12 protein-coding genes and 1 riboswitch are annotated in these 15,791 nt (G+C 57.5%); of the genes, 3 read left to right on the top strand and 9 right to left on the bottom strand.

The features are described 5' to 3' along the window. Window positions 1-10: 10 nt before the first annotated feature. From thrS to VAE55_RS02725, 8 genes are all read right to left on the bottom strand, one after another. Complete coding sequence (thrS, locus tag VAE55_RS02760; RefSeq protein WP_322814290.1) at window positions 11-1,795, bottom strand: threonine--tRNA ligase; 1,785 nt, start codon at window positions 1,793-1,795, stop codon at window positions 11-13. A gap of 18 nt (window positions 1,796-1,813) precedes the next feature. Next, a complete protein-coding gene (locus tag VAE55_RS02755) occupies window positions 1,814-2,401 on the bottom strand; it encodes a hypothetical protein (RefSeq protein WP_322814289.1) in 588 nt (195 codons plus the stop codon). A gap of 328 nt (window positions 2,402-2,729) precedes the next feature. Beyond that, a complete protein-coding gene (locus VAE55_RS02750) occupies window positions 2,730-3,863 on the bottom strand; it encodes an energy-coupling factor transporter transmembrane component T (RefSeq protein ID WP_322814288.1) in 1,134 nt (377 codons plus the stop codon). Then, on the bottom strand, window positions 3,863-4,624 hold the full coding sequence (cobS, locus tag VAE55_RS02745) for an adenosylcobinamide-GDP ribazoletransferase (RefSeq protein WP_322814287.1): 762 nt from the start codon (window positions 4,622-4,624) through the stop codon (window positions 3,863-3,865). The genes VAE55_RS02750 and cobS overlap by 1 nt, the downstream gene beginning before the upstream one ends. Continuing rightward, the gene (locus tag VAE55_RS02740; protein ID WP_322814286.1) at window positions 4,621-5,265 is read right to left on the bottom strand and encodes a histidine phosphatase family protein; all 645 of its coding nucleotides are present in this window, start codon (window positions 5,263-5,265) and stop codon (window positions 4,621-4,623) included. Before VAE55_RS02740 ends, cobS begins: the two co-directional genes overlap by 4 nt. A gap of 25 nt (window positions 5,266-5,290) precedes the next feature. Beyond that, window positions 5,291-6,115 (bottom strand): hypothetical protein, encoded by an 825-nt coding sequence (locus VAE55_RS02735; RefSeq protein ID WP_322814285.1) that lies wholly within the window; start codon window positions 6,113-6,115, stop codon window positions 5,291-5,293. Between the two features lie 10 nt (window positions 6,116-6,125). Continuing rightward, window positions 6,126-7,181 (bottom strand): prenyltransferase/squalene oxidase repeat-containing protein, encoded by a 1,056-nt coding sequence (locus VAE55_RS02730; RefSeq protein WP_322814284.1) that lies wholly within the window; start codon window positions 7,179-7,181, stop codon window positions 6,126-6,128. A gap of 139 nt (window positions 7,182-7,320) precedes the next feature. After that, a riboswitch (cobalamin riboswitch) is annotated at window positions 7,321-7,462 on the bottom strand. A 58-nt stretch (window positions 7,463-7,520) separates the two neighbouring features. Beyond that, window positions 7,521-8,570 (bottom strand): [LysW]-lysine hydrolase, encoded by a 1,050-nt coding sequence (locus VAE55_RS02725; protein ID WP_322814283.1) that lies wholly within the window; start codon window positions 8,568-8,570, stop codon window positions 7,521-7,523. Between the two features lie 235 nt (window positions 8,571-8,805). On the opposite strand from VAE55_RS02725, the gene VAE55_RS02720 reads away from it, so the two are divergent. Genes VAE55_RS02720 through VAE55_RS02710 form a run of 3 tightly spaced genes read left to right on the top strand, consistent with a single transcriptional unit; the run spans window position 8,806 to window position 13,951 of the window. Beyond that, a complete protein-coding gene (locus VAE55_RS02720; protein WP_322814282.1) occupies window positions 8,806-9,219 on the top strand; it encodes an ATP-binding protein in 414 nt (137 codons plus the stop codon). Between the two features lie 12 nt (window positions 9,220-9,231). Then, window positions 9,232-9,735: a YcxB family protein gene (locus VAE55_RS02715; RefSeq protein WP_322814281.1), complete on the top strand. Its 504-nt coding sequence runs from the start codon at window positions 9,232-9,234 to the stop codon at window positions 9,733-9,735. A gap of 7 nt (window positions 9,736-9,742) precedes the next feature. Continuing rightward, complete coding sequence (locus tag VAE55_RS02710; protein WP_322814280.1) at window positions 9,743-13,951, top strand: ATP-binding protein; 4,209 nt, start codon at window positions 9,743-9,745, stop codon at window positions 13,949-13,951. On the opposite strand, the gene VAE55_RS02705 is transcribed toward VAE55_RS02710, so the two are convergent. Beyond that, a complete protein-coding gene (locus VAE55_RS02705; protein WP_322814279.1) occupies window positions 13,930-15,237 on the bottom strand; it encodes a sensor histidine kinase in 1,308 nt (435 codons plus the stop codon). The genes VAE55_RS02710 and VAE55_RS02705 overlap by 22 nt on opposite strands. Between the last annotated feature and the right edge of the window lie 554 nt (window positions 15,238-15,791).

Raw genomic sequence — 15,791 nt, 5'->3', positions numbered from 1 at the left:
GGAACACTCCTCAACTGCGGGTGCGAATCTCTTCCAGAGCACGGGCCAGAAATGCATCGACCGGCATTGCACCAAGGTCTTCACCTGCGCGGGTTCGTACTGCGACAGAGTCAGCAGCTTCCTCCCTAGCGCCGATTATAAGCATATACGGAATCTTCTGCAACTGAGCACGGCGAATCTTGCCCTGCATACGATCGCGGTTGTCGTCGAGTTCAACCCGCAACCCCGCCATGAACAGACGCTGGCGCACCTGGCGGGCAAACTCCATCTGTTTGTCGGTAATCGGGATGACGACCGCCTGCACCGGCGCCAGCCAGAGCGGAAACGCACCGCCGTAGTGCTCGATCAAGATACCCATAAACCGCTCGGTCGTGCCAGTAACGGCACGGTGCAAGACCACTGGTGTGTGAGGTTTGTCGTCTTCACCGATATATTCACACCCCAAACGGGCTGGCTGGATAAAATCGACCTGAATGGTGCTCAGTTGCCATTCACGCCCCAGCACATCGCGGGCGAGGAAGTCGGCTTTCGGGCCATAGAATGCTGCTTCACCTTCGACTTCAAAGTACTCGACACCGTTGGCTGCCAATGCGCTACGCAATGCAGCAGTTGCCAGCTCCCATTTCTCATCGTCCTGGACGTATTTGCCTTCACTGCCACGCAACGATAGCCGCACTTTATAATCGGTAAACTGATAGGTGCCCAGCACTTCGCGAATGACCTGGAGCGCCAGACTGAACTCTTCTTGTATCTGATCGGGCCGACAGAAGATGTGACAGTCGTCTTGGGTTAAGGCACGCACGCGCGTTAAGCCACTCAATGCCCCACTATCTTCATACCGGTAGAGAGTCGCAAATTCGGCAAACCTTAGCGGGAGGTCGCGGTAACTGATCACCCCAAGCTGGTTGTAGAGCGTCATATGGCTGGGGCAATTCATCGGCTTCAGCCGGAAGATGAGGTCTTCACTCTCAACCATCGGCGGGAACATGCTGTCACGGTAGTTGTCGTAGTGTCCCGACTTGCGGTAAAGCTGTTCCTTCACCACATTGCCTGTCCAGACATGTTGATACCCGTAGCGCGTCTGGACTTCGCGGACAAACTTCTCCATCTCATGGCGAATGATTTCCCCTTTAGGGGTGAAGATCGGCAAACCGGGACCAATATCATCTGAAAAGAAGAAGAGGCCCAGCTCTTTGCCCAGACGGCGGTGATCGCGTTTACGCGCCTCTTCCAGCCGGTGCAGATAGGCTTCCAGCTCCTCTTTCGTGTTCCAACCGGTGCCGTAAATACGCTGCAACTGCCGATTCTTCTCATCACCCCGCCAGTAGGCGCCGGCGATACTCATCAGTTTGAAGGCTTCGGGATTGATCTCGCCGGTATGGTTGAGATGCGGACCGCGGCAGAGGTCCTCGAATGTATCCTGGCGGTAGGTGGAGATGACCGTATCGCCATGGTGCGTCTCACCATATTCATCAAGCCCTTTGGCCAGACCTTCGATCAATTCCAGCTTGTACGGTTGATTGACAAAGATTTGCCGAGCCTCTTCAGCAGTCACCTCACGATAGATGAAGGGGTGATTGCCGGCAATAATCCGCTTCATCCGCCACTCGATCTCGCTCAAGTCTTCGGGCGTGAGCGGACGCGGCAAATCAAAGTCGTAGTAAAAGCCGTTCTCAATCGGTGGCCCAATCGCAATTTTGGCATCGGGAAAGATTTCGAGCACAGCCTGGGCCATCACGTGGGCCAGTGAATGCCGCAGGCGGTAATAGGGATCGCTGTTGGGATCGACTGGCATACTGGGTTCTCCTTCTTGTTATCTACTGGTTGTGACAATGCTCAGGTAGCCGTCGGTGATACGTGCATCAACAATCTGGCGATTTTGGCGGTTCAGTTCAGCATTGAGCCGTTCGTGGAGCACCGTTGAAAGGTTGGAGGCCGAGATCAACATCGCTAACGGACCCTCAACCTGAGGGTCAAGCGGAATCAGTTTACCATCCCGCACCATCACGCCACTGCTCACCACACTGGTCACTCCGTAAGCCTGGATAGTCACGATAGCACGGCCATCGCGCAAGCGCACATTGATAGCATCTACCGGTAAAGTGGTTTGCACGTCAGTGAGATAGCCATTAATCTCGGCTTCACTCACCGTCACCTGACCGGCGGGCAGGGCGGCAAGCAGCGCAGGTAACGGCGCCTGATCAGCCACCTCAACCGGAGTCGAGACAGGCGCGATCAGATCGGCAAGGGTACGACCAAGCGCAGAACTGATCTGCGGGCGGATCAAGAGCAGGTAGAGGATGCCGATCAGCAGTATCCCCAGCCCAAGCCGAACCAATTGCCCAACACAGCCGGTTGTTTCACGCCGCCGGTACGGTATCCGGCGGGCAAATGGACGCATACGTCCTCCTTGCAACAGCTATGATCTAACAGGAACAGCTCTCCGTCCGCACGGGGACGAAGAGCTGCTTCGTGGTTCCACCCTGTGTTCACCCAACGCCAATAAGCCGGCATTGAGCCTCATTATTCGCGGTAACGGGCGAATCCCGTCATCCCATACTGGCAATGCGCGTTCCGGGATGCACTCAGAGGGGGTTTTCCCCCGACCCATCGCCAAGCGTGCTCTCAGTCGCGGCCCGCTCTCCCTGTGGCCGGAATCGGGCTACTCGTCCTCGTCAGCGCTTTGTGATTGACGCTGACTGACATGGTAGCGCGAAGGGCCTTAGGAGTCAAGATTGGGCACTTAAGACCTGCTGCGACGCCGTCTCCTGGCGGGCAGCGCGACGGTCAGCGCTCACGCGATAAGCCCGGCGGGGTACGCCGGCGGTCAGCGGTAGTGCGGGCACGGCAAGCAACAGAATCGCCGCCCCAACTCGTAGATCAAAACCGGGTTCGCTAATGACCGGGAAAGGATAGTAGACCAGGATCGTCGGATCGATCAGGCGGATCGTCGCGACAACGGTGATGGCAGCCGCCGCAGCAATCCAGGTGAGCGTGTCAAGCCGATGCCAGCGTTCGCGCCGATAGGTCGTGCGTGGCACACAACGACTCAGATCGTAAGCTGCCCAGGCGGTAAGGATGAGGCCAGCGCCACCGACCGGCAGCGCGAGCAGCCAGCTTCCCGGCCCTACCCATAGCCAGCCGATTAGAGCGGTTGTCATACTCAACAGACCGGCAATCAGCGCAAAAACACGGGTTGGGTTGTGGGCCGCTGACAGCGTGCGCCCGTAGCCCCGCGCCTCCAGCGCTTCCGCCAGTTGCAGCGACCGTTCCAGGCTACCGGCCAGGAGCGGGCCAATCAGTGCCCACCAGCTTCTGACACTACCGAAGCGATGACCACGCGCACGCTGCGCAGCCGTGATGTCCTGAATAGCGCGTACCAGCGAGGGGGCAAAGGAAAGCGCAATCGTCACCGCCAGCCCAGCGTGAAACAGCGAACGCGGCGTCAGGCGGAGTAGCCGATGATGATCGACCAGCGCATTGAACGCACCAAAGATGATCAAGAGCGTCCACAGACTCAACCCACGAGTCGCGCCCCAGGCCAGCGCTTCAGCAGTGATCGGGCCACCCAACACAATCCCACCGAGCCAGACCGGCAGGTGAATGGCAGGAAGATGGAGCAGCACCGTCGCCCCGCGAACACCTCCAACCGTCACGACGGCGAAGACGACGTAGCCAAGCCAGATCAAAGCACCGACACGGGCAAACAGGCTAAAACTACGGGCCAGTGGCCGATCATCACGATGCCTGACAAAAACCTGCGTCACGACGAGCATGAGCAGGATGTGGTAGAGGGGGTGCGGGGCCAGGGTTGCGATGACAGTGGCGACAATCAGCCAGCAGAGCCAGGTGCGTGTGTGCATCACATTCCCCCCCACCGCACGGTCAGCGCGGCGAGCGCAACTACCTCACCAATCTCGCAGAGGGCACCGTAGGTATCGCCGGTCAATCCACCCAGATCGCGCACCCACCAGTGCGCCAGCACGTGCGATACGCCCAACACTAATCCAATCGTGATCAGGCCAGCAAGGCCGGCGATAATCCAGACACTGGCGACCATCAACAAGGATGCTAGCCAGAGATCGTATTGGCGTACCTGCGCATTAAATGTACGCCCCAACCCACCTTCCCGCGCTGGTGGAAAACGATAGATACCGTAGCAATCTGCCCAACGGCCCAGCATCGGCGCCAGGAGAAGAGCCGGCCAGGCCGGCGCCGCACCGGCCACAAACGCCACTTTCAACAGCAGCACAGTAATCAGGGCCAGGGCACCCATAGCCCCAATCCGACTATCTTTCATAATCTCTAGCTTACGCTCACGTGACCGCCAGCTCATCACCGCATCAAAGGTGTCGCTCAGCCCATCGAGATGCAGGCCGCCGGTAATGATCCCCCACCCAACGACCACCAGCACGGCAGCGGTCAGATCGCCCCACAACGGACGCGCCAGCGCATCAACTGCCACCAAGACCCCGCCAATCACTAGCCCCACTGCCGGAAACCACGGGATTGCCCGCACCACACTCTGTTCGCTCATCGGTGACAGACCGGGGAGCGGAATGATGGTCAGAAAGCGGATCGCTTCAATCAAACCAGGTGTGGGCCGTGTCGATGTGTCGCTCATACGCTCTCTCCTGCACCCACCAACCGCGGAACCGCGTTAACGGTGCGGACAATGATCGTCGTACCGTAAGTATCGAGGGCCGTTATGCTCCCCAAATCAACCCGCCAGCGCCAGTGTTCGGCTATCGGCTGCCGGCAGCACCAGCAGATCACCAGTTGGATAGAGGTAGCGTGGGTTACGATCAGAATTCGCTCACCGGGATAGTGGGTCAGCACCTCGTCCCAGGCCGGAGCCAGCCGGTTGGCAACATCGGCCAGACTCTCACCCTCAGCAGGCCGCCCGTCAATCCCGGCGGCCCAGCGCGCCTGGGCTTCAGCCGGGAATCGCTGCATCACTTCCCGGTAGGTTAAGCCTTCCCAACGCCCATGGTCAATCTCGCGCCAGCGCGGGTCTTCGAGTACCGGAATGGGTGATCGACCATCGAGAATCGCAGCCGCCAGCGCGCGAGTGCGTTCCGTAGGGCTAACAATAACGCGGGTGAAGGGCAGTGCCCGCAACCGCCGGGCCAGGGTAGCGTGCTGACGCCGACCATAATCAGTCAACGGGCTGTCACCGCGACCGAGATACCGCCGGTGGCGGTTTGCCTCCGTCTGCCCATGACGAACAAGCCAGATACTGGTATGGCGCGAACGAGCGGTCAACCGGTTCCTCCTTCCCTACCTCACTTCAGCCGCTCCGCTGCCGGCTAAGCGTTGCCACAATCCCGCCGATCAGCACTGCCGCAATCAGCAGAAAGCCGAGCCACTGCCCGCCACTGCTCGCCGGTGCTGAACCTGCCGGCGGAGGGGTCATAACTGGCGTCACCGCCGGCGATGGCGACGAGATGTTGATCGTATCCGCCTGCCGGATGGCAGTAGGTGATGGTAATGCCGTTGGTATGGCCGTAGCCAGTTGGGCCGTCGGGGTTGAGCTTGCCGTCGCTATAGGCACCACCGTCGGTAGCACGGTGGCCGTCGGAGGGCGAGAGCTGGCAGGCGTGATCGTTGCTGCAGGAACGGTGGTGGGGGCTGGTTCCGCTAACGGTTTACACACATCGGTTAGCTCCAGATCGGGGGGCACCGCGCCGCTACTGGCATCACCCGGCCCCCATGCCCAACCGTGCAGATCGCCATCGCTCACCACCACATTGCTCGCCCCTAGACTGGAGTAGCGCCAGGCACCGGCTTCACGGCGGTAAAACGCCCAATAGACAGCCCGCCCCTGATCGCGTGCACAGAAACAACCGGTAGCCGGATAATCACACCCTTCCCGCCCAATCTTACACACCGCCGCACCGATACTGCTCTGCTGACTGATGACCGGCAACCCACTCCGTTCGAGCAAATCGAGACCACTGATGGTGGGTTCAGAAAACTCGACACACGCCGTCACCACCTCACCATCGCCAAAGCGCACGACAACCCCGGCGCGATTGAGCGGCGACTGTGCTGAGACCACGCCGGCAAGCAGGATCATAGCCAGCAAGAGCAGCAGCGTGCGTGCGGATCGCATCACGACAGCCCTATAGCGCCTGGCGACGACGGAGCCAGACACCCAATGCGAGCAGTGTGACGCCCATCAACACCACAGGCCAGACCAGCACCTCTTCACCACCGGTCGTCGGGAGACCGGAGGCCGGTGCGATAAGCGACTGGGCCGCCGGAATCGTCGTGCTGACCACCGGCAAGGTCTTCCCGGCAATTGCGGGTATGGCCTGGTAGGTAGCCAATGCGTTATCGTCAGGCATCGCGTCTTGATAGCGGAACGCCCCACTCTGATTCTGGAACGCAACCAGCGCCTTCAGCGACGTGGCATCACCCTGCTGCCAGGGTGCAGCGTTGGGGTCTTCGCCAAGAGCCAGAATCGCCTGGACGACGGCTGCGGTTGAGTTGGCATCACTGGCATTGCCAAAGGCCGATGTTTGCGAGTAGGGAAAGCCGCCATCGGGGTTCTGCTGGCCGCGCAGATAGGTGCGGGCTGCGCTCAAAGCATCGGCAGCACGGGCATGACCGGCCAGCGCCATAACGGCCAGACTGGTGGTATTGGTATCACTGCCGGTTGCGGCAGCACCATCGAAGCTCCAGCCGCCATCGCGCAACTGCAAAGCGATCAGGCGGTCAATGGCTGCGGCCGGCGGTTGCACACCCATGGCCTTGATCGCCAGCAGTGCCAGCGCGTGACCGTACACATCGGCGCCGTACTGACCGGTCGCCGGATCGTAGGTTGTCCCCAACTGACGGGCCAGATTGACCCCACCAAGATTGAGCGGATCGCGTCCGGCGGCAACTGCGGCCAGTATCAATTTCGCTGTCGCCCCTGCTGAAGAGGTACCGTAGGAAGCGGCCTGACCGGCCAGATACGTCACGGCATTGGCCGGTGGTTGTTCACCGCCAGCAACCAGCGCCACAATCGCATCAGCCGTATCACCGGGACCAAAACCGGCAAAGCTACCATCAGCCTGCTGCTGTGCCCGTACCCATCGCAACGCTGCCGCCACCACATCGGCCTGGGCAGCTACCGGCTGCCACAACAGTATACTCACAAAGAGTGCAAGAACAAATGAGATAGCCCGACGCATGGTACAGATTCCTTTCTTCCCATTCAGCGAACACCCACCGGGCAACAAAAATCCCTCCACCAATAGTGGAGGGGTGAACAGACGAAGGCAAGAATGCATGCCAATCTTGCGAACGCCTCACCCCCTTTCCAACGAAGGTGTGAAAGCGAACATGTAGGGACGGGCATTCTGGCTCGTCGCTCATCGCGACCTACAGTAGCGTGGACTGCGCCGGCCTTTGACCGGACTTCCCCCAATTAAGCCTTTCGCTTCCTCTAGGCTCCCTACTGACGGGGTACAACCCCGTGTTGCTTATATTCAATTTAATCGTAACGATGGTAACACAGACCGGTGTGATCGTCAACGCAACTGAGCGAGTACCCCGGCCAGCACGGCAATTGCCCGTTCATACTCGGCCAGTTCAAGATGCTCATCGGGCGTATGATCGAGCCGCGAGTCGCCCGGCCCGTAAGCGACAATCGGACACTGCCACACCGGCCCGACCACATTCATATCGGCTGTACCGGTCTTGTGGAGGAACGCCGGTTGGCCGCCGTGCTGCCGAATAGCGCGTACAAACGCACTCGCCAGTGGTGTCGTGCGTGGACTTTGAAAAGCGGGGCAGGCACCGGTAAAGGACACTTCGGCCGTACCGGCCAGCATGTGCAGAGTATCTGCCAGGGCCGCGGGATCGATACCAGGGGGCAGCCGCAAACCAATGGTTGCTTCCGCCCATTCGGTAATACCATCGCTATCACTGTACACACGCCGCAACGACGGGATCAATTGCTCGAACAGCCGGGTACGACCGGCATTGATGCTCTGACAGTACTGTTCAACGGCACGCCAGAAATCAACCATCACCTCCGGCGCTGCGCACTGCTCACCGGCACTGTGCGCAACCGGTTGCCGGTAATGATAACTGACCAGGAGCCGACCCTTGTAGCCGAGCGTAATCCGATCCCAACCACTCGGTTCACCAATCACACAGAAATCGGGGCGGTAGCGGTCACGAGCCGCATGGGCACCGCGTGAACTGGCAGCCTCTTCTTCGGTGGCCCCGATAATCACCAACCGACACCCTAACGTTCCCGACAGCTCAGCCTGACGGGCGGCCCAGACAAACGTTGCCAGTGGCCCTTTGGCATCAACCGCCCCACGTCCGTAGAGCCTGCCGTCCTCGATCCGTACCGGCACCTCGCCGGGTACCGTATCGATATGACCAAGCAGCACAACCAGTGGCCCTTCGCTACCGATCTGACCAACAGCGCTCCCCGCTTCGTCAACGAAGGCCTCCCAACCGAAGGACCGCATCTGGTCAACCATCACCGCAACCGCTGCCGCTTCCTGACCGGAAAGCGATGGCGTGCGTAGCAAACGAACAAGAAATTCAACCGCATCATGCTTCATAAGGCAGACTCCTGATTAGAAACATTATGTCGTCAGGTATCGAACCTTTGGAATTAAATAACAATGTGATAGATAAAGAGCAGGGTATTTGACAAATAAGTTTTTTGTCATTTTTCGACACCATCAATACATATCAACTACTTTCCGTCGCGAATAAAATAATACACCACAACCCGTAATCGTATGGTATCATACTGCTGTTCGTATCGGCTTTCCTAATTCCAAGAGAGATAGTATGCCCGCATCGCTTCGCTTTGACGCCGATCTACGCAGCCTGAAACACATCCGGCGGGCAATGATTGATGCGGCAACACAGATAGGTGCTCGTCGTGACAGTATTGATGATGTAGTATACGCTGCCAATGAGCTAATCTCGAATACCATTACGTATGGTTACGGCAATCAGGCTGGCCCGATCTGGATCGACATCTGGCAAGAAGGAGATACCCTGTACGTATCGATTCGCGATACCGCGCCCGTATTTGATTCACTCAGCGTACCGTTACCGCGCAACCTCGTCAAGCGTGGTCAACAGCGTACCGGTGGACTTGGGTTGTTCCTGACCCGCCATTTACTGGACGATCTCCAGCACCGGCCTTTACCAGGCGGTGGAAATGAGTTACGCTTGATCAAGCGACGTGCATTTTAGTGGTACCCGGCTATGATTATCGAGAGCACAATCAGTCAGAAAGAATTTGTTCAGCACGCTTTAAGTCGCTACTTCCGTCGTCCGATTTTCTACGTCTTTGCCTTTGTTGCCGCCGTCCTAACCGCATTTGTAATCTACGACCCAACCACACCCCAGGCTCCGGCGCTGCTCGGCGGCTGGATTCCGTTCCTAGTTTATGCCATTGTGGGCTGGATCACGATTCGCCGTCAGAGCCGCAATCGCGATCTACCAATCTATCAGCCGACCCGCTACGAACTGGGCCGCGATACACTGATCGTCAGTGCCCGCAGTGGACGCAGCACCATTCCTTGGTCGCAGGTACGCAACTGGCGCAAATTAGCCGGGGTGTACGAATTGCAACTGGTGAACGGCCAGGTGTTGCTAATTTCTGCCCGTGCCATCAGCTCCCGGCAAGTTGGTACGTTCGAGCGCATGCTGCGCAATCGGATCGAGCCAAAACCCGAACCGGGTGTCTTTGATGAACCCACGACGTGAACCCCGTATGGATAAACTGCTTCGCCCCATCGCCCTCGATCCGGCGCAATCCCAGGCGATTGCGCCCACCGACCTCGCGCAGTATCTGCGTCTCGATCAGTGTCAGCGCTATCTGCGTCTCCGTCTCCACGAGCGGCGCAAAGAGCTAAACTGGCTACCAAAATATCGCCTGTCATTGCAGTCCATTCCACCAATGCTCACCATTGCCGGACGGCTGTTTGAGCAGGAGATTGAAGATCAGATACAGCAACACTTCCCGCTCACCATCCACTGCGCCCGGCGCCGTCAGCAGGGTGATCCTGATTTTACTAAACCTGACCACAATCACATTGTGCTGAATGCACTTCAGCAATGCAGCGCCGACACTGCGCACGTACTCTTTCAACCGCGGCTGGCCGCGCAACTCGCCAACTGGTCGATCAGCGGTGATGCTGATATTCTGGTAGTACGACGTGACGCTAACGGGGTGTTACGTATCCTAATCGTCGATGCCAAAAGCTCGGCAACGGCGAAGATCGAGCATCGTCTGCAACTGGCGTGTTATCAGCGTCTGATCGAGGAGATTGTACAGCGAGCAGGTCTTGCGGAAGTTGTTATTGAACTCGGTGTGCTCTATCGCGGCGAACTCGTGAACACGATGCAGTCACCGGCAGAGCAGCGTCGCATCGAACTTGAACGTCAACAGGCAGCACAATTACTCGGCGTGCAGACCGCATGTCTGGAACTGGTTGATCCAGCTCCCTACCTGGCCGAGATCGAAACGCTGCTGTATGGCCCGAATGCGATTCTCGATACGATTGCGACTGTTCCCTTCGCCGCCGTGCCCTTCCACCTGACCACCAAATGCGATGGCTGCCTCTACAATGAAATCTGTATGCGGTGGGCAGCAACCCACGATGACCTTTCACTCATTCCAACCCTAACCGCAGCCGAAAAATCGGCGCTCCAGGCCAACCAGATCAACACCGTACCGCAACTCGCTCTGCTGAAAGAGGTGGCTGACGATGGTGAAACGCTGTACATACCGCCCTCCCATCAGGCAAAGGTGCGTGATCTGGTACGATACCCTGTGCTGGCTCCCCGTCTGAACGAGCTGATCTATCGCGCCCGTGCTTTTCGCCGCTGGAAAGGTGATCAGATCAAAGCCCCTACCCGGCTACCGTACCGCGGATACGGATCATTGCCCGCCGTTAGCCCTGATCTGCACGCCAACCTGGTCGCGATTTATCTTGACACCCTGTACGACCACACGCAAGGCATGATCGTCATGCTCGCTGCGCTGGTCGTCGGCCACCGTAACGGCGAACGCTACCAGAGTCGCTACATCATCAATCTGCCCGCGCAACGGCCACAAACCCTGGCCGATGAGGAGCGCTTACTGACCGAATGGATCAATGAGCTATTACAGGCAATTGTTGCTGTCGCTGATCCTGATACGGAAGTGCCCATTCATCTGATTGTGCCCGATACTTTCAGCCTGCAAACCCTGCTCGATGGGCTGGCCCGCCATCCAGATGTCATCGGCGCCACCGCACTTTACGATCTGATGGCGCAGAGTGCCGGCTTTGAAGCCCCAATGGTGACGGTGCTGGTGAATGAGCGCCGTCGCTTCCTCAACGACCCGCTGGCTTACGACTCTTTAGCCCGCCTGGCCCGCATCGAAGGGTTTGATTGGGGTGAATGCCGACGCAAATTTTACCGGCGCGTCTTTGATGATCTGAGTAACGACAAAGAGATTGGCTGGTATACGCGACGGATTCGTTTCAACAATCAGATTCCGCTAGAGTACGCCTACGCAGCCTGGCAGGCATTACCACCACCACCGGATCGGGGCGAAGATGATCTGGTCGACTATCGTGACGTCAAGTACGAACAACTGCTTGCATTCATCAACAAGCGGCTTGAAGCCTTCGCACACCTGGCTGCCCGCTTACCGGCCAATCACCGCACGACCAAACCGCCATTTGACTTGACCTGTATCACGCAGTACACCCGCCGCTCACCATCGCTGGCCGATGCCCTGGCCGAGTTTCTGTTGATCGAGCGTTACGTCGCTCTGGTCACGTGGGGACAACAACACCTGCCGCCGCCAGAGCAACGGGTGTTGGCCGGCGTCAGCCTGCTTGTACGCTATGAAGCGGAAGACCAGGACCCGGCTCTGCTGGCAGTACTGGCCGAAAACGAACGTCGCCAGGTCCTGAAGGCAGAGCTAACCGGCCAGCGTAAACGGGTACGGCCCAACGACGAACAGCGGCAGGCGGTTGAGCCATTACCGATCCCGGATATGCCATTGCGGTTACGCATTGTCCTCGATGACGTTGAGTGCGACCTGGAGACAGCGCTGCGTTTGACCAGCTTATCACCGGGCGACAAAGTGATTCTGGCTCCACGCTGGAGGGTTGATGAACGCCTGCCCGTCGATCAGCAGCAACCATTCACGACCACCGCCCGTCAACTCTTGTACCAGTCGCGAGCAACCCTGATCGAACTCGATCCGAATGGATTCGTCTTGCTCCAACCCAACCGGCGCTACAGCAACGGCGATCGTCGCTTCACCTTCCCTGCAAAATGGGAATGGCCCACAACCGGCACACTCTACACCATTGAAAGTGATCCCAACGACATATACGGTCAACGTTGTATGGAGATCGTCAACGAGCTGCGGGGCGGCGCAAGCAACGCACTGTACCAGCGCCTTGCCGCTCCAGCCTCGGTGACGTGTCAGATACCACCGGCAGCGCTAGCAGGTCACGCCCGCTTTGTCGCAGGGCTTCAGGCCCTGGCCGATGCCCACGAACTCCACCCCTTCGACACGTACCAGATGAGCTACATTGCCTGCTATGGCGATGCGCCTACCCTGGTTGTGCAGGGGCCACCCGGCACCGGTAAAAGCTACACCTCAGCATTTGCGCTACTGGCACGCATGCAGGGTTTACTGGCTGCCGACCTGCCCTGTCGTGTCCTGCTCAGTTGCAAAACCCACGCCGCCACCGATGTCTTGTTGCGCAAGATTGCCGACGTTCAGGCCATGCTGGCCGGTATCCAGCAACGGCAACCGGCCCTGTTTGCCGCCTATTTCGACGAGCGCATTCTCAAGGCACCACTCTTCCGGGTACGTCCCAAAACCGACAGCGATCTGCCGGAAACAGTGCAGATCGTCGACGAGGCAGACATCATCGCCAGCACGCCATTCTGCTTCGTAGCAGCGACACCCTTCGCAATCAGCTCATTGCTGAAACAGCAGCAACGCTACCATACCGCTTCCTTTGCCGACATCCTGGTCCTCGATGAAGCCTCGCAGACGAACCTGGCCGAAGCCTGCATGGCGGCAATCGCCCTCCATCAACACGGTCGCCTGATCGTGGTCGGCGATCATCGCCAGATGCCACCGATTGTTCAGCACGAATGGCGCAGCGAGCGCCGCCGCACCTTCCAGGCCTACCGAGTCTACAGCTCACTCTTCGAGACCCTCTTGCTGCTCGATCCATTACCGCCCATAGTACGGCTGGCCGAGAGCTTCCGCGTCCATCAGGATATTGCCGAATTCCTCCGGCGTGCCATCTACGAACAAGACGGCATCCAATACTTCTCACAGCGAACCTCACGGCTCAGCGAGGTCGCCATCGCCGACGACTTTCTGGCCGCCGTACTCAATCCCGCTCACCCGCTGACCGTCGTTGTTCACGATGAAGCGCAAAGCCAGGACATCAATCCCTTCGAGGCCGACCTCATTTGTCCGCTTATCGAAACCCTGGTCGGACAATTGAAGCTAGACGCAACGAATGGTATTGGGGTTGTGGTTCCTCACCGGGCGCAACGACTGACCTTACGTGAACGTCTGTCCACGCTGATGAGCGATCTTTTCGTTGAACACGAGGGGGCAACAGTTGATACCGTTGAGCGTTTTCAGGGCGATGAACGCGATGTGATTATCGTATCGGCTACCGAGAGTGATCCAGACTATCTACGCACAACCAGCGGCTTTCTCCTCGATCCGCGGCGGCTCAATGTTGCGCTCAGCCGCGCCCGCAAAAAACTGATCCTGATCGCGGCCCGCACCGTCTTCCAGCTCTTTGCCACCGATGAAGAGGTCTTCCAGCACGCGCAACTCTGGAAGCGCCTCCTCCGCGACACCTGTCGCGTCCCGTTATGGCAGGGGGATCGGCACGGGGTCAGGGTAGAAGTATGGGGGAATCATTCATCTGCACCCTTATGACAATCACCACTGCATACATGCACGTCCGGTTCGCGACGCCTGAGTGGCAGTTTGACCTCAATCCGGGTGCCCTGATCAGGCGGTGAGTCGATGTGAAAACTGGCCCCAATTGCGTGCGCACGCTGGGCCATACTCAAGAGGCCAATCCCGCCCCCGCGCAGATTGGCACCACCACGACCGTTATCGGCTATCATCAATAGCACATGATCATCTGCATACGTCAAACGAATGGTGACTCGTGATGCCTGGGCATGACGGTTGCAATTCGACAGTGCTTCCTGCACAATGCGGTACAGAGCAACTACCTGGGCCGTTTCAAACACGGGCAAATTGGGATCAAACACATACTCCACTGGAATCTTGGTCGCCGCTGACCAGCGCTCTCCCAAATTGACCAACACCGTCGGCACATCGGCTTCACCAACTTGGGGAGGGTACAGGTCCCGAACAATATGGGACAGCTCTTGATCGATAGCATCAAGAGCGGCTTGACTTCGCCCAAGATGCTGCTGTGCTGCAGAGATATCTCCTTGCATGCAAGCTACACGTAGTGCTTCAAGGTGCAACTGCATGCCTAACAGCGCTGAGCGTACACCATCATGTAAATCACTGGCAATTCTGGCCCGCTCAGCTTCACTAGTGGCCAAAGCGAGAGATACACCCGACGTGAAGGAATGTGCATCGGTGAATGGCGGACGAACAACCTGCATGTGCGCAGGATCACGGTAACGCCAATGCTGTACTAAAGCTAGGGCAGCCAATTCAGCATATGCGTATACCAGCCCGAGTATACTCGTTTGATCTACGGCCACGTTTGGATTGTAAGACAGTTGCACAACGGCAATATTCTGACCTTCCCACTGTAAAGGAACACTTAACGTAAGCCAGCAATCACCACCCGCACAGTAATGGAATCGTGCTTCACTGTCATGCGCACAATCAACCAGTTGAGGCAGAAAATCGTGTAGCGTATGCCAAGATAAGCGAGCTTCATCGAGTGCATCGGTATCCTGGTCATCAGGGTCAGGTACAACATCAGGGTACTGGGCGTTCAGTACTACCTTCTGGTTTTGGTCGAGTAAGTACAAAGCACCTCGATCTGCACTGAGCACCTCACAACCGAGTTGCACGACAGCATGGGGTAACCGCGGATTGCCGAGATAGCTCAGGAGGCGGTGTACCATTGTCATGAACGTCAGTCGCTCTGAGATGGCAAGATCGGCAACCAGCCGAATCTTGTCTTCGGTTTTTCCCAGTGTTCTCTGTTTATCTACCCTCTCTGCCATAGTAGGCCCTCCGTTCCGATAGGGTGTGTACCAACTCACGTAGCACGAAGGCCAACGTGCTCTTCTACTGACGGTTATTCACCCATTGAGCATCACAGGCAGACGATTGAAATCTAAAGCATGCCAAATCCCGCGTAATATACAATTCAACAATGATGCAAATTCTACAGCAAATATAGAAAAACATGCTTTCTTACCGATATTGTTGTTACACAAACATAAGCCGATCGATCATCTAGAAACTCTTCACCCCAGAAGAAACTTTAGGCTTCTATATTCTTTACTTCAATCGTATGTGTACTTGATATATATCGTACTCCTTTCTCGGTCAATCGTCAATGTTGTGAAAGTCTTTTCAATTTCAGCAGACCATCACAACACCAGGTAACAGGCGAACTCCTAAAAACAAAAGGAGTAGAAGGAGGGGACTCCTTCTACTCATATTGCCGTTCACATTTGAGGAAAATATATTGAGGCTAGTATACTGCCCCCCTGGACAGTCAGACCACCAAGATGACATACTGAGCAGTAGTCAGATGACGAGGTGGAGCTGA

It is taken from the genome of Chloroflexus sp. (assembly GCF_034432675.1).
Lineage (GTDB): Bacteria > Chloroflexota > Chloroflexia > Chloroflexales > Chloroflexaceae > Chloroflexus.
Note: the sequence above shows the minus strand (reverse complement) of the source record. Positions and strands in the feature narration are given on the sequence as shown.